The sequence below is a fragment of the Streptomyces sp. NBC_00057 genome (assembly GCF_045041165.1).
Taxonomy (GTDB): Bacteria; Actinomycetota; Actinomycetes; order Streptomycetales; family Streptomycetaceae; genus Streptomyces.
In genome coordinates, this window is record NZ_CP108256.1 from 623743 (window position 1) to 640750 (window position 17008).

Sequence of the window (17008 nt, forward strand, 5' to 3'; positions counted from 1 at the left end):
ACGTGGGCGCGGTGGACGGTGCCTTGACGCCGCCCACCGTGGTCATGTGGTCAGCGGCAGGTCGCGCAGCTGGCGGCGCGAGGTGATGCCGAGCTTGCGGAAGATGTTCCGCAGGTGTGCGTCGATGGTGCGCGGGCTCAGGAACAGCTGCGTGCCCACCTCCTTCGACGTCGCGCCCGTGGCGACCATCCGAGCGATCTGGAACTCCTGCGCGGTGAGACGGGTAGGCGCGTCGCCGACCCGTTTCCGCGCGCGGGCGCCGGTCGCGGCGAGCTCCCGGGCGGCCCGTGCCGCGAACGCCGCTGCCCCGAGCACGGACAACTGCTCGTACGCCGCCTGCAGCTCCACCCGCGCCTCAGACCGCCGGCCCTCGCGGCGCAGCCATTCGCCGTACACCAGTCGGGCGCGCGCGACGTGGGGGGCGCCGTCGCTGCGGGCAAGACGCTCGATCGCCTCCTGGTACAGCTTCTCGGCGGCCGGCCCCTCGGTGAGCAGGGCTCGCGAGCGCAGCTCGGTCCCGAGCGCCCACTCGGAGCCGCTCGCGGCAGTGCGCTCGGACAGGAGCTTCATGACGGGCTCCGCGAGATCGGGACGTCCGGCGTGCGTCGCGGCCTCGATGAGCTCCACGGGTATCCAGGAGTGGAAGCTGATCTCGTCGAGATCGCCTGCCTCTTGGCACGCCTCGAGGGCGGCGTCGTAGCGGCCCAGGCCGTTGAGCAGTACGGTCCGGGCGTACTCCGTGGCACTGAGGAGCCGTCCCTCGCCGCGCGCGTCGGCGTCGCGGGTGGCGATGTGGGCGAGCCGGGTGGTGCGTTCCTCGTCGCCGCGCCACGCGGCCACGGTGACGTCGACGTGGAGCATGGCCGGGGTGCCGAGTTCCGCCGCGATCGCGTGCGCCTCGTCGACCAGCGCGGCGGCGTCGGCGAACTCGCCCGCGTGGACGTGCGCGAGGGCGCGGTAGCTCAAGGCCACGGGCAGTTCGGCCAGCATGCCCGCGCTGCGGACGAGTTCGAGCTGACGGGCGGCCAGCGCCCGCCACGCCGAGTCGTCCCACAGGTCCATCGCGGGACCGCAGGCCACCCATAACTGGCCCACGTCGTACGCGTCGCGTCCCGCACCGCCCCGGTAGACGTCCACGGCCTGCCGTAGTTCCGGCACCGCCGCCGTGTACCCGTGCCTGACCTGGGTGGTCAATCCGTCGAGCAGCCGGTCGAGCGGACGCGGCTCCGACGGGGTGGGGCTCATGGCACGGGCGGTCTCGGCGATGTCGAGCATGCGGTCAGCGGTGGTGAACCGGCCGACGAACACTGCTGCGGCGAAGGCCTCGAGGAATGTCTCGCGGGCCGAGAAGGTGTCGAGCGGTGCCATGAGCTGGGCCGCCCGAAGCAGCTTCTCGACCGCGGCGTCGTCCCGGTTCCTGTCGAACGCCATCCGTGCGCGCAGCGTGGCCACCGTGGCACGCTGGAGGTCGTCGAGCGGTCCGGCTTCCGCCATGGACAGCAGGGACGACGCGGAGTCGGCGGCGCCGCTGTCCCGTTTGGCGCGGGCGGCGACGACGGCTCGTACGGCGCGGCGGGTGGGATCCGGCGTCAGATTCGCGGCCTTCTCCAGGAAGGCCGCTGCTGCGGCGACGCCGCCGCGGACCTGGGCCCGGTCGGCCGAACGTTCCAGCGCTGCGGCGACGTCCTCATCCGGCTTGCATGCACCTTGCGAGTAGTGCCACGCCTTGCGGTCGGGCTCGGTGTCCGCGATGGTCTCGGCCAATGCGCGGTGGACCGCGCGGCGCTGGTCGAGGGCAGCGGACCGGTAGACGGTCGAACGCACCAGCGGGTGGCGGAACCGCACCCGGCCGCCGATGGCCACCAGACCGGTCTCCTCGGCGAGCGTCACCGCGTCGTCGGGGACGCCGAGTTGCTCCGCCGCCGCGCGCAGGAGGATCGGGCAGCCGGTCGGCTCGGCTGCCGCGATCAACAGCAGGGTCCGTGTCTCGACGGGGAGTTCGGCCAGTCTCGCCCGGTAGCTCGCCTCGACCTTCCCCGAGGCGGGCGACGCCGCGGGCAGAGCGAACCCGCCCGCGAGGTCGGTGGTGTGTGGCAGTTCGAGGAGGGCCAGTGGATTGCCGCGCGCCTCGGCGATGATGCGGTCGCTTACGGCACCGTCGAGAGGCGCGTGGATCTGCGACGCGAGGAGCCGACGGGCGTCGCCGTCGGCCAGGCCGCGAAGCTTCAGTTCAGGAAGGCACGCCAGTTCGTGGCGTTCGCTCGCATCGCGCTCGGCGAACAGCAGCCCCACGGGTTCGGCCTGGACTCGGCGCGCGACGAAGGCCAAGGCCTGCGTCGACGCCTCGTCGAGCCAATGCGCGTCGTCGATGACGCACAGCACGGGCTGCTCGGCCGCGGCCTCGGAGAGGAGGTTGAGCACCGCCAAGCCTGCGTGGAAGCGGTTGGGCGCGCCGTCCCCGGTCCGCCCGAACGCCGCGTCAAGTGCCTCGCGTTGCGGTGCGGGCAGCCGTTCCTGCCAGCGCAGGGTCGGTTTGCAGAGCTGGTGGAGTGCGGCGAACGCGAGTTCCGACTCGAATTCGGCGCCGACGGCGCGCAGCACCTTCAGGCCCGGTGCCGCCAAAGCATGGTCGATGAGCGCGGTTTTTCCGATGCCTGGCTCTCCCCGCACCACCAAGGCGCCGCCGCGCCGGGACCGGATGCCGTCGAGCAGCCGGTCCAACACCTCCGACTCGCTCCGTCGGCCGAGGAGCCCCGGGCGTTCGGTTCGCGGGCGAAATCCCCGCATCAGAGGGCCCGTTCGGTGCACACGTCAATGTCGATCGGCTGCGCGTCTGACGGTGCGCACTGCCTTTCGGCCCAGGTGCGGGCACTCGCCGATGTGCCGCCATGTCGGCCGTCTAGGTGGGTTCTGCCGACGCGAACACGGGCTCCGCCTGCGAGTTTGGTCATGGGACTCCCTGCTCGTTTCCCGAATGCGACACAAGCCGGCGCGTCTTGAGAGTCCCACCGGCCTTGTTGACATGTCAACAAGCAGTGATGATCTTGTCCGCGTGTCGTCGCACGCACGCCGAAGGACCTCGGAGACATCCGAGAAAGCCCTGTCGCTCAGTCGTACGCCCGCTTGGAGGAGGCAGCTGTCGAGGACACCCCAAGCCCGTGTACGTGGCCGGCGGCGGCCGGACGGCCGGCTGAATGTGCCGCGACGCACCCACGTCCACACGCTCCGGCATCCCGTGCCCCCGCGCCGACACACCCACGCCCCGGCCACCCGGCCAGAGCCGCCCAGCGCATGTCCAGGAGAACCGATGACGACACTCGCACCCCGCGAACCCCAGACCACGAACCCCGGCCCGCCGCCGCCCTTCGACCCCGAGCTCGCCCCGGCGCTCGCGCCACTGGCGGAAGTCCTGCCGTCGGCGATCCTGCCGTCCATGATCTCCTCCGTGCGTCATTCCATCGCCGGCCAGCGGCCATCGGACGAAGACCTTGCGCGCGGCGGGGCGATCGAGGTGCAGGAGCGCCGGATCCCGGGGCCGCCCGGCGCCCCCGACGTCTCACTGCTGATCTGCCGCCCGCGTACCGTCGCCACCCCCAGGCCGGCCGTGTACTTCACCCACGGCGGCGGAATGGTCCTGGGCGACAACCGCAGCCTCATCGGGGAGATGCTCGACTGGGTGCAGGAGCTCGAAGTCGTCCTCGTCTCGGTCGAATACCGCCTCGCCCCGGAGCACCCCTACCCGGCCGCGATCGACGACGTGTACGCGGGACTCGTCTGGGTCGCGGACCACGCGGCCGACATCGGCGTCGATCCCGACCGCCTTGTGGTCGCCGGGGCCAGCGCGGGCGGTGGCCTGACCGCGGCCGCCACGCTCCTGGCCCGGGACCGCGGCGGCCCACGCCTCGCCGGACAACTCCTCGCCTGCCCGATGCTCGACGACCGCAACGACACACCGTCCGGGATCCAGATGGCCGGACGCGGCGTCTGGGACCGCACGTCGAACGACACCGGCTGGACCGCGCTGCTCGGGGAGGCGCGCGGCGGCCCCGACGTCTCCCCGTACGCGGCCCCGGCACGTGCGTCGAGCCTGGCCGGTCTGCCGCCGCTGTTCATCGACGTCGGCTCCGCCGAGACGTTCCGCGACGAGGTCGTCGCGTACGCGTCCCGCTTCTGGCTCACCGGCGGCGACGCGGAGCTGCACGTGTGGCCGGGCGGATTCCATGGCTTCGACGCCATGGTGCCGGGCGCGGCACTGTCTCAAGCTGCCCGAGCGGCCCGGCTGCGCTGGCTGCGCAGGGTGCTGTAGCCGTGCTCCGGTCCGGCCGACTGCCGCTGCCTTCGGGCACCACGTGTGAAGCCGCTTGAGGGCCTCCGGCTACGATTCCGGAACCGATGGTCCACACACCCAGAAGATTGGCCTCATGAACGAACCACGCTGGCTCGACGTGCGTGAGGCGGCTGTCTGGAAGAAGTACCGGGACCTGCAGCGCCAGCTGCAAAGCGCCCTGGACCGGCAGCTCGCCCGCGACTCCGTGTTGTCCGGGGCCGACTACGCGGTGCTCGTCCCCCTGTCCGAGTCGCCGGGCGACGTCCTACGGGCCCGGGAGCTCCAGGCGGAGCTGGGCTGGGAACGGAGTCGGCTGTCGCATCAGATCAGCCGCATGGAGACGCGCGGCATGGTCGCCCGCGAGCCGTGCGAGGACGACGCACGCGGCTCGATGGTGCGCATGACCGCCCAGGGCCGGGCCGCGATCGAGGCCGCCGCGCCGCAGCATGTCGAGACCGTCCGCCGCTACTTCTTCGACCCGCTCTCCCACGACGAAGTCGAAACGCTGGGCGTGCTCTTCGACCGGCTCCTCGCCTCACTCTCACGCGACACGGACTGACCGTTCCTCCGTCCGCCCCGTCACATAGCTGATCATGGCGCAGCGCCGCACTGGATCGCGCCGTCGGCAGACCCTACGTAACCCCGCCGCATAGGCGACCGTCACCGACGCGAGTCGGCCGACGCGCTGCGAGTGTCGGCTGTGGCAGACCTACGTGAGGAGTCGGGATGAAGATCACCGTTGTGGGGCGAGGACGTGTCGGAGGCGGCCTGGCCAGTCTGTGGGAGAAGGCCGGCCACAAGGTGACCGGCCTTGGCCGCGACGGCGGCGACGCGGCCGGTGCCGACGTCCTGGTGGTCGCGGTGCCGGGCTCGTTGATCGCCGATGCGCTGACGCGGGTGTCGGGGCTGGCCGGACAGGTGACCATCGACGCCTGCAACCTCTACGGACCGCGGGATGTCTCCTTCCCTTCGCTGTCCCACCAGGTGAAGTCGATCGTCGGCGGACCTACCGCGAAGTCGTTCTCGACGAACTTCGCCGCGATGTACGACCAGATCGAGGCGCAGAGCATTCGCCCGAGCAACCTCTTCGCCGCCGACGCGGCCGCGCGGGACACGACCGAACAGCTGATCCGGGACGCCGGCTACGACCCCGTCTTCGTCGGCGACCTCGATCCCGGCGCTCGCCTGCTCGAAGACAGCTCAGCACTCACCCGTGCGCTGGCCGGCCAGCTCGGCCCCTTCTTCTACCGCTACGGGCGTCCCGGCGAGCTGTGAACCGCCACCGTTCGCCGCACACATCCAAGGAGCACGCCGCCCCATGACCGAAATCGCCGCCATCATCAGCAGCACCCGCCCCGGCCGCAACGGCGCAGAGCCCGCCGCCCTACTCGACCAGCTCGCCGCGTGGAGCAGCGCACTGGCGACCCCGCGCACCGCCGCCCCGGAGGCGTGATGAGCGACATCCTGGCAGGCAAAGTCGTCGTGGTCACAGGCGCGGCGAGCGGGATCGGCCGGGCCATCGCGGTCGCGGCAGCGCGGCACGGCGCGAAGGGCGTCATCGTCGCCGACCTCACCGAGACCCCGCGCGAGGGCGGCGAGCCCACCGTCGGCGAGATCGAAACACTGGGCGTCCCCGCGCGGTTCGTCGCCACAGACGTCACCCGCCGCACCGACGCAGACGCCCTGGTGGATGCCGCGGGCGAGTTCGGCGGAGTCGACGTCATGGTGTGCAACGCCGGAATCACGCTCAGCGCGGACGGGGCAGACGTCGCCGAGGCCGACTACCACCGCTTGATGGCGGTCAACCTCGACGGTGTCCTTTTCGGCGCCCAAGCCGCGGCACGGCAGATGAAGGCCCGGGCCACACCCGGCAGCATCGTGCTGATGGCCAGCATGGGCGGACTGGTCGGCGCCGGATTCACCGTCGCCTACTCGACCAGCAAGGGCGGGACCATCCTGATGGCCAAGTCCCTCGCCGACGCCTTGGGACCCGACGGCATCCGGGTCAACGCCGTGTGCCCCGGCACCATCGACACCCATCTCCTGCGGTCCACACCCGACATCGCGCAAGCCGCGGACGGGTTCCGGCAGCGGACTCCGCTACGGCGACTGGGGCAGCCGTCCGAGATCGGTGACGCCGTGGCGTACCTCGGATCGGATCTGTCGAGCTATGTGACCGGAACCGCCCTCGTCGTCGACGGCGGCCTGACTTCGGTGATCTGACACCTGCTCCCGACCTGTGACCGCCGGACCGACCGCACCTCTCCACGAAGGAATCCCATGAGCGAGAACAATACGAGCGAGGCCGCCAAGGCGATCGTCCGTCGCAACACAGAGGAGGTACAGGGCGGCGGCGACTTCGCCCTCTTCGACGAACTGTTCGCCGACGACTTCCTCGACCACACACCGCAGCCGGGACGTACTGCCGACAAGGCGGGCGCACGCCAGCTGTACCAGGTGCTCCGCGAGGCCTTCCCCGACTTCCATGCCGTCATCCACTGGCAGTCCGCCGACGGCGACCTCGTCACCACGTACAAGACGTATCACGGCACCCACAAGGGCGAGTTCTTCGGCATCGCGCCCACCGGCAAGCAGATCAGCTTCGAAACCGTGGACGCCATGAGGGTACGCGATGGGAAGATCACCGAGCACTGGGGCGTCGCAAACCTGTTCTCGCTGATGCAGCAGCTCGGCGCCCTGCCGGATGCCGTATAGGTGCTCGACCTCTCTGTACGAGAATTCGGCCCGGCAGACCCCCCACGGTGGCCGCCGATCGGCGGCCTGATGTGCGGCCGGGCCGACAACTCAAGCCGACCGCGCACCTGACACGAGACAGACCGGTCCCGCCGACGCGCCCCGGAAAGAACACCCCGACGAGCGAGCGACCACACCCGTGGCCGACACACGCCCTGGTTGTGGCCACACGCCCTCAAGCACATGAGATGGAGCGCACCAATGCCCCCCAATGTGTGGATGACCACCCACGACGCCATGACCACCATGAACGTCCCCGCCAGATTCGACGTCACCCACTGGCCGATCAACGTCGAGAATTACCTCGCACGGACAGAGAAGCCGCTCCACCGAGCCATCCTGAAGAACTATCTCCGGCACCTGCTCCTCGAAGTCTCCGGATACTGGGACCAGATCCTGGTCCCCGAACTCACCGTCGACGTACCCGAGTACCGCGTCGGCGACCGGGGAACAGTACGGGTCCTGTCCGGCAAGGCCGCCGTCGAGGACCGACGCGCAGGAGTGCGCCCACGCCTTCACGGAAAGGCGCCCACCGCACTGCCAAGGCCGCTTGACACCAGCCCCGCCCGACAGGTGCTTGTGTGCCCCACCCGGGGCTGCCGCACAGGAACAACCACCTCCGCACCGCAAGAAGGGGTGACCAACGATGACCGAGCAACCCACCGTTCGAAGCGTGAGTGCGCTGGGGCATGGCTCGGAGATCCGCGCCCGTCACCGTTCTCCCCGCCCGGCGCTTCGGTTCTCTGGCGCGATGAGACGCGGATCCCGGCCCGGCCCCCCGGACCCGCGCCGCGCAGGGGTGCCGTTGTCGCCGCAAACCGCCCCAGTGGCCGGTCGTCCGCCGGTACGGGAGAGGTGAGGCAGGACGGGCGTTGCAGGACCGCGGCCGCTGCCGCTGCCGGAGGCGAACGCTTTCGCTTGCCTCGCGGCCCTGCCGAGGCCAGCCACCTGACCAACGGCGCTGCCTCTGTCCACCCACAACCCGAGGAACCCGGAGCACCCGACCCGAGCGCCGGGCCCCAGGCACACCCAGCCGCCGAAAGCCACGGCCCACCAAGAGGTTCTGCGAGCCTGCCCCCAGGTGCTTGGCCGAGGACGCCGACCGGGCGGCGTACGCCGACACGGTGTCGGAGTACGCCGCCCTGGGGCGGGACGAGAGCTGCGGGAGGTGGCCCGCGCGCCCCTGGCGGTTACTTCTGGTCGCGGTTGAACACCGAGCTCGACCAGAGGTATCCGAGCACCGCGAGGCCCAGGCACCAGGCAACCGCGAGCCACCCGTTGTTGCCGATCTCGGTGCCGAGGAGGAGGCCGCGCAGGGTCTCGATGGCCGGGGTGAACGGCTGGTACTCGGCGATCGGCTGGAACCAGCCCGGCATGGTGTCGACCGGGATGAAGGCGCTGGAGAGGAGCGGGAGGAGGATCAGCGGCATCGCGTTGTTGCTGGCGGCCTCTGCGTTGGGGCTGACCAGGCCCATGCCGACGGCGATCCAGGTGAGTGCCAGGGCGACGAGCGTCAGCAGCCCGATCGCCAGGATCCACTCCAGGATTGTGGCGTCCGTGGACCTGAAGCCGATGGCCACTGCGACGGCACCCACGAAGGCCACGCTCATGATCGACTGCAGGACGCTGCCGACGACGTGCCCGATGAGTACCGACCCGCGGTGGATCGCCATCGTGCGGAAGCGGGCGATGATGCCCTCGGTCATGTCCATGGAGATGGACACCGCGGTGCCGACCGTGGTGCCGCCGATGGTGAGCATCAGGATGCCCGGGACGATGTAGGCGATGTAGTCGGAGCGGTCCGCGCCGCCGATGCCCGCGCTCATCACGTCGCCGAAGATGTAGACGAAAAGCAGCAGCATCATGATCGGCGTGAGCAGCAGGTTCAGGGTGAGGGAGGGGTAGCGCCTGGCGTGGAGGAGGTTGCGGCGCAGCATCGTGTTCGAGTCGCGGACGGCGAGGGACAGGGAGCTCATCGGACATCCTCCTCGGTCTGGTTGGGGATGTTGGTTTTGGCGGTCAGGGCGAAGAACACGTCGTCGAGGTCGGGGGTGTGCACGGTCAGCTCGTCCGCCTCGATATCGGCCGAGTCCAGCCAGTCGAGGATGGAGCGCAGCTCGCGCTGGCTGCCGCCGCTGGGGATCTGCAGCACGAGCGCCTCGTCGTCCCGGGTGACCTCGCGCAGGGCGACGGCGGCGGACTGGTAGGCGGACGGGTCGGAGAAGCGGAGCCGTACATGCCCGCCCGGGACGAGCCGCTTCAGCTCCTCGGCACTCCCCTCGGCGGCGATCTTGCCGTCGTTGAGGACCGCGATGCGGTCGGCGAGCTCGTCGGCCTCCTCCAGGTACTGGGTGGTGAGGAAGACGGTGACGCCGCCGGAGACCAGCCCGCGGATGATCCCCCACATGTTGTGGCGGCTGCGCGGGTCGAGGCCGGTGGTCGGCTCGTCGAGGAAGATGATCCTCGGGCTGCCGACCAGGGTCATGGCGAGGTCCAGGCGCCGCTTCATGCCGCCGGAGTAAGTGGAGGCGGGCTTCTTCGCCGCCTCCGTCAGGTCGAACCGCTCCAGGAGTTCGGCGGCGATCCGCCGCCCCTCGCGGCGTGAGAGGTGGTGCAGGTCCGCCATGAGGAGCATGTTCTCCTCGCCGGTGATCAGACCGTCGACCGCGGAGAACTGCCCGGTGACACCGATCGCGGCCCGCGCCGCCTGCGGATCGGCGGCCAGGTCGTGGCCGCCGACGCGGATCTCGCCCGAGCCGGGATCGGCGGAGATGAGGGTGGAGAGGATCTTCACGGCGGTGGTCTTGCCGGCGCCGTTCGGGCCGAGCAGCGCGAACACGGACCCGGCCGGGATACGCAGATCGATCCCGTCGAGCACGGTCTTCTCGCCGTAGGACTTGCGCAGGCCGACGGCGGAGACGGCGGCGGTCTGTTCCTGGCCGTTGGCGCACTTGGGCGTGGGCATGACAGATGAGGACATGGGGCCCTCCCATTCGAAGGATGGAATGGATTGACAGGTGGACTCTCAGACGCTGGCGCGGCGGATGTCGATGTTGCCCCAGCGGGTGCGGGCGCGGATCTTGACGCTGTCCTCGGTCTCCTCCGGGGTTTCGGACGCGGTGAGCGTATTGCGCACCTGCCCGCGGTCGGATTTGACGTCGAGCCAGGCGGCGGTGCCCTCGCGGATGCCAACGTTGATGGCGCCGTAGGAGGTCTCCAACTGGACGGTGCCGCACGCTACTTCGTCCACGCGCAGGGTGCCGTGGGCGGTCGTGGCGGTGACCGAGTCCTCCGCGCGGTGGATCTCGATGTCGCCGTTGGCGCCACTCACCCGCAGCTCACCGGTCGCGGCGCCGACGGTCGTGGTGCCGTGCGAGTTCTTCAACACCGCGGGGCCGTCGACCAGGCCCACGCGCAGGCTCCCGGAACTGGTGGTGATCTCGGCCATGCCCTCGACCCGGTCCACCGTGATCGAACCGTGCGACGCCGTCAGCTGCAACGGACCGGTGGTGCCGAGCCGGACATCACCCGACGAGGTCTTCACACGGACCTCACCCAGCCGGCCCTCGCCGACCACCTGCGCCCAGGCCCCTGTCATGCGGATACTCGAGCCTGTGGGCAGTTCGACCGTCACGTCGACGGCCCCGGTGCGGCCGAGCAGATTGGACTTGGGAGTCCTGACGGTCAGTGCGCCGCTCGCGTACGAGACCTCGGTCTGGTCGGCCGCCTTTAAGTCCCGGTCCTTCTTCGGGTCACGGGGCCGCACCTCGACGACGGTGTCGAGGCGGTCGCCCGCGGTGAACTGGATGGAACCGGCCTCCACGTGCGCCGTGACCGAGATCGGCTCGGGAGTGTCGAAAGAAGGCATGGCTCTACCGTCCTCTTGAGTGTTCGTGACGTCTCCGCTGGTGGGACGTGGTGTGGGTGAAGTCGTTCAAAGCAACTGGTTAACGCACCCAGCCCGTGAAGCCCTGGCCGATGGTCCTGGTCCTCTCGGGGGTGCGGGGGGTGGCGGCGCCGCCCGTGTCGACCGCGGCCGACACGACGCGTACGAGCCATGCGTTGACCGACAGGCCCTGGCGGCTCGCGGCCTCCTCCGCGCGGGTCTTGAGGTGGGCGGGCAGGCGCAGATTGACACGGGCGGTGCCGCCCTCGTCCGTGTCGGCGGGGACGGGGGCCGGTGCGGGCGCCGGCGCGTCGAGCGGTTCGGCCCGGTCCTCGTGCTGCGGCAGCACCACCACGAAGTCGGGTTCGAGGCCACGCAGCCGTACGTCGACCGAGCCGGGGGCGAGTTCACGGGTGATCTCGTCCATGGCGGCGGACAACACATTGAGCAGGATCAGGCGGGTGGCCGACTCCAGCGGCGCGGTCAGCCGCTCGGCGAGCGTGCGGGCTTCGTCACCCGCTGCCTCGGCGGCCACCGCCAGTTCCCTGCGGAGTGTCTCGACGTACGGCGTGAGGTCCATGGCGCAATAGTGGCACCACTGTTGCGCCATTGGCAAGCCCAAAGGTCCGAAGCATGGCACAGGTGGCATTCCGTAGAGCCAGATGGACCAGTCGTTGCAGGTCAGATGGGGGTCGAGGTTGCGGCGCCAAGTTGTCGCAGGTTGGTGTCGCGCGGGGCTGGCCGGGCGTCCTCTCACCGTTCAAGATCAAGCGCTTGGCGTTCGGACGAGTCCTTGGTGCTCTGCCGGCATGCGGCCTGCCGATGCCGGCTCGGCATGGACGGCCCCGGTCATCGACACGTCGTGATCCATCGCCGTGGTGGTGGCCACCTTCTCGATCAGGTTCGGGGTGCCCGCGTCGCAGGTCTCGGTGGGGTGCCGCCCGCTCACCTCGCCCTCCACTTGGTGGACGTTCGCGCACCCCACCTGGCGCAGGATCTGGACCTGCTCGGCAGCGCCGGTCAGCCAGTCGGGGGCGGCCTGGGCCGGCGCGTTCAACGCCGACCGCAGGTCTCCGAGACCATCTCCAGCCAGCACACGTCCCGGGCCGCCGACACCAGGTGGGTGGAGTCGGTCCTGGCCCGGCCCGCCGTCTTGAGCAGCCACTTCGCCCCGGCCTCGGCCAGGATGCGCCCCGCACCCGCCGCGACCAGGCGGCCCATGAACTCCGACAGCACCCAGAAGCCGAACCCGGAATCACCCGGCTGCTCAAGCCCGAGCACCACACGACAACAGCGATTGTCAAGAGCACAACCGGGTCTTGACGGCCGCCGTCACGCGAGCCCCCCAATTGACCAACAGCATCCGTGAACCGGTGATCTCGGGCGGTGCCTCACCCCTGCAGGGCCGGGCCGAACCAGGTGGTGAGAGCGGTCCGGAGCGCGGAGGTGTCGAGCGCGCCGCCGGGGGCGGCCGCCCAGGCGACATGGCCGTCGGGGCGGATGAGGAGAGCGGTGGGGGCGGGGATCTCACCGGCGGCCGGGACAGTCCAGTTGTCGTCCTCGCTCCGTGCCTCGACGAGATCGACACGACCGGCCCAGCCCTCGGCAGCCGCCGCCACCTCGGCGCTGCCGCGCAGGTCGAGCAGTACGGGGCGGGCGGCGTGCAGAAGTTCGTAGACGCGGGTGGCGCCGTCGGGCGTCTTGAGATCGGCGTCGGGGACCCGGCGGCCCGCCAGCGGGTGGCCGCCGTCGACCGGGTACCGGATGTCCAGTGCGCTGATCATGCCGCGCAGGTACCCGTTGACTTCGTCGAACACCATGAGCGAACTGAACACGTCGCGCAGCGCGTCCGTCTGGGCGCCGGGGCGGGCCAGGGCCACCTGCGCCCGGGTGTTGTGCAGAAGGCGCTCCCCGACGGGGTGGCGCTCATCGTGGTAACTGTCCAGCAGGCTCTCCGGCGCCTGGCCGCGCACCACCGAGGCGAGCTTCCAGCCGAGGTTGGCGGCGTCCTGCACTCCTATGTTCAGCCCTTGCCCGCCGGCCGGGAAGTGGATGTGCGCCGCGTCGCCCGCGACCAGCACCCGGCCCTCCCGGTACCGGGCGGCCTGCCGTGCGGCGTCGCTGAACCGGGAGATCCACCGCGGGTTGTGCATGCCGTAGTCCGTGCCCGCGAGCCTGATCAGCGCCTCCCGGACCTGTTCGAACGTCACGGTGTCGTCGCGGTCCGCGACGCGGTCGTACTCGGAGGTGATCACCCGGTGCCAGCCCGGCTCCAGGGCGAAAACCGAGAAGTAGCCGGTCTCACAGCGCCGCGCAAAGATGTAGTCCTCAGTAGGGTCGGGGACTGGCGCGGTGGCCTGTGAGGCTCCGTTTCCAGCCCCCGCCCGTCAAACCGTGCATGCGCTTCTCGCGCACACGGCTTACCGACATCGTTCACCGGCTGGCATGCACCGCCACCCTGCGCACGTTTCCAGACAGGCGAAAGGCTCCGAGCCTGGCGAACCACGCGCCATCGTGGCGCTTGCCCCACTTTCTGCCCGGGATGCCGCGCTTGCGATTGTCGAAGATCGCGAGACGCTCGTGGACGTAGCTGTCGATCGTGGAGAACTTCCCGGCGGAATTGCCGTTACGGAAGTACGCCGCCCAGCCTCGCAGGACCGGGTTCAAGTCGGCGACCACGGCCGACAGCGACCGTCCCACGTGCCGACGGTCGGTCGCCGCCCGGATCTTGTCCCGCAGCACCCCCATCGCCCGCTGAGACGGCCATCGTTGCAGGTGGAACCTGCCACGGCGGCGCCACGATTCCACCTTCCGGTGGTGGAAGCCGAGGAAATCGAAACCCTGCCCACCCCTGGCGAGATGGACGATGCCGGTCTTCTCCGGATGCAGCTGCAACCCGAGGCCGACCAGCACCGTCCCGGCCAGTTCCCGCGCCTGCACGGCACGTTCCCTGGTCGGGCACAGAATCACGAAGTCGTCGCAATACCTCACCAACACCCCGAGCCGGTGCCCGTCTCGCTGCCATGCCACGTCCAGGACGTGCAGAGCAATATTGGCGAGCAACGGTGAGATCGGTGAGCCCTGTGGGGTCCCTGCTCCTGGTGAGCCGGTCGCCCCGTCCTCCAGAACCCCCGCCCGGAGCCACATCCGGATCAGCTTCAACATCGGGCCGTCCACGACGCGCCGGGCCACCTGGGCCACGAGGGCGTCATGCCGAATCGATCCGAAACAGTCGCGGATGTCGGCCTCAAGCACCCACTCCCGGCCCCGGTTCGCCTCCACGCGCACGCTCTCGCACGCGTCAATCGCGGACCGCTTGGGCCTGAACCCATAGCTGACCGGCAGGAAGTCCGCTTCGAAGACCGGTTCGAGAACCAGTTTCGCGGCGGTCATCACCACCCGGTCCGCCACCGTGGGGATCGAGAGCGGCCGGAACTCTCCCGGCCGCCCCGGCTTGGGGATCAGGACCTGCCGCAGCGGTGACGGGCGATACGTATGCGCCCGCAGTTGCTGCGACAAGTCGTTGAGGAACTCCTCCACCCCGGCGGCGGCCACGGCATCGACGGTCACCCCGTCCACGCCGGGAGCGCCCCGGTTCGCACACACGCCGGACCAGGCCCGCCACAAGACATCTCTGCGGGAGACATGGCCGTACAGGGAATGAAACCGACGTTCAGGATCTTGCTTGGCACAGCGGTAGAGCGTCCACTGCAAGGCACGGACCTTGTCCAAAGGCCGGCCATCCAGTCGTGCGACGCCTTCCTTCCGGCGGGCGGAACTAGCCACTCCGGCACTCACCCGAGCCACCTCCTCACACGCGACACGCATCGATGAAGCAGGGGCCCTTCGCTCCTGACGGGTTGTGTTGTCCCGCCGATCGGCACTACTACGACCCCCTCCGACTGCCTCTCGGCAGCCCGCCACTTCCCGGCTCCACCGGTTATAGGCGGGCCCTGCTTCCCGGGCCGCAGACCCGGGGCCGAGGAGGCCCTCTCCAGTTCCCAGGACAACCTTCCGGCCGTTCCACGCCCCTTACGCCGGGAGGTTCTTCGACGCCCGCTCCAGATTCCCAGGCGTCTTCCCTGGCCTTCGCCCTCTAAGGCACGGGCTCGGCTCCTCCTTGGCCCCGCTCACGCGGGTCGGTGCTGACGACGCTGCAGGCTTCACTTGATGTTGCGGACCGGCCGGTTGCGCACCCCCAAGGGGTGATCGTCGCTCCACTTCGACACCGGCCTCTCGACCGATGCCGGGAGCCCCGCTACCGAGGACTCTGGCGTCTCCTCGGACCGGACTTGCACCGGCTGGCTGCCCTGAACTTGTCGCCCGAATTACATCGAACCTCCTTCGCGTCCGACGTTTCGGACTGCTGGACGTACGCCCGGATCCACCGGCTGATCTTGGGGTGGGTGTTTCGGGGTTGTGCGGGCCGTGCCGGGGTTGAGTCGCGGATTCGGGCATGGGGTGGCCGCTGGTCTGTCCAGCTTTTCCACTTGTCCACAGGTGTCGGGCCCTTTCGGGCAGGTCGGTCGGGGAGCGTCAGGAGGCTGGTGGCCCGTGCACCGTGCGGAAGAGCTGGGTGAAGTCCGCGCTCCAGGGCCAGCGTTCGGGTAGGTGCAGGGTGAGGCGGCGGGCCGAGCGGGCCAGCCGGGCGGGCACGTTGATCAGGTGGTCACGGATGGTGGCGGTGGTCGCTCTGGCATGGAACGTTCCGGCCAGGGCGCCGGCGGCGCGGGTCAGGTTGTGCGCCAGCGCTGCCAGGGCGAGCCATGCGGCATTGGCCTGGAAATGGCCGGACGGCGCGTGGGCGAAGGCGCTGTTCTTGACATCCGCGATCACCTGCTCGACGACGGCGTGCCGTCGGTGGTCACGCTCGGCGTCCTTCAGGGAGAGCGGGGAGTCGGTGAACGCGGCGTGGTAGCGCCAGGTGTCGAAGAGCGTGCCCTGTCCGGCGGGGACGGTGTCAGTGCCCAGGCGTTTGACGCGGCGCACGATCAGACGGGCGGTGACCTGCTGCTTCTTCGGCTTGGAAGTGAACGCGGTGTAGCCGGTCTCGGCTATCTCGGCGTCCGAGATCCAGCACTGGCCTTCCTCGTCCCAGACCGCCTTGGGGTACTTGATCGGCGTCCAGGCGCCCTCGTCGATGCGGGCGATGGCGGCCTTGACGGAGGCGTTCATCCGCACGGTGATGGAGAAACGCGCGCCCAGTGCCCGGCAGGAGTTGACGACGTCGGCGCCGTAGAACGCGGAGTCCGCACGCATCACCAGCAGGCCACTGGCGCCGCAGGCGCGGGCGGTGCGGATGGTCTCGGCGACGAATGCCGCCGCGCCGCGTGCGGAGTTCGACGGTCCTTTGCGCAGCCTGGTGGCGGCGATCACCGGGGCGGACAGGGGCGTGGAGACGATGCCGAGCAGTGCGTTCAGGCCCTTGACCTTGCTGTATCCGTAACCGGCGCCCTGCTTGGCGTAGCCGTAGGTGCGGCGGATGGTGTCGTCGATGTCCACGTAGGCGACCTGGTCCGCGCCGGGCAGCAGCGGGGTATGACGGGCCAGTTCGGGAAGGAACCGGCGGGCCACGGCATGGAGTTGCTTCACATGCCCGTGCGTGAAGGAGCGTAGAAACGACCCCAGCGTGGACGGGGCCCGGACCCCGGCAAACAGGCGGCACATCGCCCCATGCCGCAGGCGGTCCATGTCATCGATGCTGTCGGCACCCGCGGCCATGCCGCCCACCAGCGACATCAGTTTCGCCGCTGGGAAGGCTCCGGTGCCGTCCTTCGAGGCCGGCAGCCTGATGAGCTCGTCGGCCAGAACTGCCAGACCGCACCGCTCGGCCAGCCGCACCACCGGCTCCAGCCCGCCGTACGCGATCAAGTTCGGGTCATCGAACGCGGAGGAGACAGCCGTCGCGGCATGGGAAGATTGCATCTCGGAAGTGCCTTGCCGATCGTGCCTGATGTGGTCCTAGAGAAACCCCATCATCGCAGGTCACAAGGCACTTCTTCGTTTCCGGAAGCACGACCCACAGGCGTCAAGCCGGTGGA

At 69.9% G+C, this 17008-nt stretch carries 16 protein-coding genes; 6 read left to right on the plus strand and 10 right to left on the minus strand.

The features are described 5' to 3' along the window. Positions 1 to 42 precede the first annotated feature (42 nt). Complete coding sequence (locus OG953_RS03150; RefSeq protein WP_405682354.1) at positions 43 to 2787, minus strand: AAA family ATPase; 2745 nt, start codon at positions 2785 to 2787, stop codon at positions 43 to 45. A 520-nt stretch (positions 2788 to 3307) separates the two neighbouring features. On the opposite strand from OG953_RS03150, the gene OG953_RS03155 reads away from it, so the two are divergent. The 6 genes from OG953_RS03155 to OG953_RS03180 all read left to right on the plus strand — a co-directional run bounded on the left by OG953_RS03155 (position 3308) and on the right by OG953_RS03180 (position 7042). Then, complete coding sequence (locus OG953_RS03155) at positions 3308 to 4306, plus strand: alpha/beta hydrolase (protein ID WP_405682355.1); 999 nt, start codon at positions 3308 to 3310, stop codon at positions 4304 to 4306. A gap of 115 nt (positions 4307 to 4421) precedes the next feature. Then, complete coding sequence (locus tag OG953_RS03160; RefSeq protein WP_405682356.1) at positions 4422 to 4886, plus strand: MarR family winged helix-turn-helix transcriptional regulator; 465 nt, start codon at positions 4422 to 4424, stop codon at positions 4884 to 4886. Positions 4887 to 5053: 167 nt separating this feature from the next. Then, positions 5054 to 5602: a dinucleotide-binding protein gene (locus tag OG953_RS03165; protein ID WP_405682358.1), complete on the plus strand. Its 549-nt coding sequence runs from the start codon at positions 5054 to 5056 to the stop codon at positions 5600 to 5602. A 43-nt stretch (positions 5603 to 5645) separates the two neighbouring features. Further along, positions 5646 to 5780 carry a hypothetical protein gene (locus tag OG953_RS03170; RefSeq protein WP_405682359.1) on the plus strand — a complete coding sequence of 45 codons (135 nt, stop codon included), beginning with the start codon at positions 5646 to 5648 and terminating at the stop codon, positions 5778 to 5780. Further along, positions 5780 to 6550 carry an SDR family NAD(P)-dependent oxidoreductase gene (locus tag OG953_RS03175; protein ID WP_405682360.1) on the plus strand — a complete coding sequence of 257 codons (771 nt, stop codon included), beginning with the start codon at positions 5780 to 5782 and terminating at the stop codon, positions 6548 to 6550. The genes OG953_RS03170 and OG953_RS03175 overlap by 1 nt, the downstream gene beginning before the upstream one ends. Positions 6551 to 6607: 57 nt before the next feature. Next, a complete protein-coding gene (locus OG953_RS03180; protein WP_405682362.1) occupies positions 6608 to 7042 on the plus strand; it encodes an ester cyclase in 435 nt (144 codons plus the stop codon). 1229 nt (positions 7043 to 8271) lie between these two features. Here the strand turns inward: OG953_RS03180 and OG953_RS03185 are convergent. The 9 genes from OG953_RS03185 to OG953_RS03225 form a co-directional block, all read right to left on the minus strand. Further along, entirely contained in the window at positions 8272 to 9057 is a 786-nt protein-coding gene (locus tag OG953_RS03185; protein ID WP_405682364.1) for an ABC transporter permease, read from the minus strand. Then, positions 9054 to 10061 carry an ATP-binding cassette domain-containing protein gene (locus OG953_RS03190; RefSeq protein WP_405682366.1) on the minus strand — a complete coding sequence of 336 codons (1008 nt, stop codon included), beginning with the start codon at positions 10059 to 10061 and terminating at the stop codon, positions 9054 to 9056. Before OG953_RS03190 ends, OG953_RS03185 begins: the two co-directional genes overlap by 4 nt. A 45-nt stretch (positions 10062 to 10106) precedes the next feature. Further along, positions 10107 to 10949 (minus strand): DUF4097 family beta strand repeat-containing protein, encoded by an 843-nt coding sequence (locus OG953_RS03195; protein WP_405682368.1) that lies wholly within the window; start codon positions 10947 to 10949, stop codon positions 10107 to 10109. A gap of 79 nt (positions 10950 to 11028) precedes the next feature. After that, positions 11029 to 11547 (minus strand): hypothetical protein, encoded by a 519-nt coding sequence (locus OG953_RS03200; protein WP_405682370.1) that lies wholly within the window; start codon positions 11545 to 11547, stop codon positions 11029 to 11031. 186 nt (positions 11548 to 11733) lie between these two features. Then, the gene (locus tag OG953_RS03205; protein WP_405682371.1) at positions 11734 to 12024 is read right to left on the minus strand and encodes a hypothetical protein; all 291 of its coding nucleotides are present in this window, start codon (positions 12022 to 12024) and stop codon (positions 11734 to 11736) included. Beyond that, positions 12021 to 12251, minus strand: coding sequence for a hypothetical protein (locus OG953_RS03210; RefSeq protein WP_405682373.1), 231 nt, complete (start codon positions 12249 to 12251; stop codon positions 12021 to 12023). Before OG953_RS03210 ends, OG953_RS03205 begins: the two co-directional genes overlap by 4 nt. Before the next feature lie 107 nt (positions 12252 to 12358). Beyond that, the gene (locus tag OG953_RS03215) at positions 12359 to 13288 is read right to left on the minus strand and encodes an FAD-dependent monooxygenase (protein ID WP_405691592.1); all 930 of its coding nucleotides are present in this window, start codon (positions 13286 to 13288) and stop codon (positions 12359 to 12361) included. 112 nt (positions 13289 to 13400) lie between these two features. After that, a complete protein-coding gene (gene ltrA / locus OG953_RS03220; protein WP_405681812.1) occupies positions 13401 to 14795 on the minus strand; it encodes a group II intron reverse transcriptase/maturase in 1395 nt (464 codons plus the stop codon). A gap of 708 nt (positions 14796 to 15503) precedes the next feature. Continuing rightward, positions 15504 to 16892: an IS1380 family transposase gene (locus OG953_RS03225; RefSeq protein WP_405682375.1), complete on the minus strand. Its 1389-nt coding sequence runs from the start codon at positions 16890 to 16892 to the stop codon at positions 15504 to 15506. Positions 16893 to 17008: the final 116 nt, after the last annotated feature.

What these genes read in the sequence shown, in the direction of transcription:
- OG953_RS03150 (WP_405682354.1), bottom strand. Translation starts at nt 2,787, where the DNA reads ATGCGGGGATTTCGCCCGCGAACCGAACGCCCGGGGCTCCTCGGCCGA.
- OG953_RS03155 (WP_405682355.1), top strand. Translation starts at nt 3,308, where the DNA reads ATGACGACACTCGCACCCCGCGAACCCCAGACCACGAACCCCGGCCCG.
- OG953_RS03160 (WP_405682356.1), top strand. Translation starts at nt 4,422, where the DNA reads ATGAACGAACCACGCTGGCTCGACGTGCGTGAGGCGGCTGTCTGGAAG.
- OG953_RS03165 (WP_405682358.1), top strand. Translation starts at nt 5,054, where the DNA reads ATGAAGATCACCGTTGTGGGGCGAGGACGTGTCGGAGGCGGCCTGGCC.
- OG953_RS03170 (WP_405682359.1), top strand. Translation starts at nt 5,646, where the DNA reads ATGACCGAAATCGCCGCCATCATCAGCAGCACCCGCCCCGGCCGCAAC.
- OG953_RS03175 (WP_405682360.1), top strand. Translation starts at nt 5,780, where the DNA reads ATGAGCGACATCCTGGCAGGCAAAGTCGTCGTGGTCACAGGCGCGGCG.
- OG953_RS03180 (WP_405682362.1), top strand. Translation starts at nt 6,608, where the DNA reads ATGAGCGAGAACAATACGAGCGAGGCCGCCAAGGCGATCGTCCGTCGC.
- OG953_RS03185 (WP_405682364.1), bottom strand. Translation starts at nt 9,057, where the DNA reads ATGAGCTCCCTGTCCCTCGCCGTCCGCGACTCGAACACGATGCTGCGC.
- OG953_RS03190 (WP_405682366.1), bottom strand. Translation starts at nt 10,061, where the DNA reads ATGTCCTCATCTGTCATGCCCACGCCCAAGTGCGCCAACGGCCAGGAA.
- OG953_RS03195 (WP_405682368.1), bottom strand. Translation starts at nt 10,949, where the DNA reads ATGCCTTCTTTCGACACTCCCGAGCCGATCTCGGTCACGGCGCACGTG.
- OG953_RS03200 (WP_405682370.1), bottom strand. Translation starts at nt 11,547, where the DNA reads ATGGACCTCACGCCGTACGTCGAGACACTCCGCAGGGAACTGGCGGTG.
- ltrA (WP_405681812.1), bottom strand. Translation starts at nt 14,795, where the DNA reads ATGCGTGTCGCGTGTGAGGAGGTGGCTCGGGTGAGTGCCGGAGTGGCT.
- OG953_RS03225 (WP_405682375.1), bottom strand. Translation starts at nt 16,892, where the DNA reads ATGCAATCTTCCCATGCCGCGACGGCTGTCTCCTCCGCGTTCGATGAC.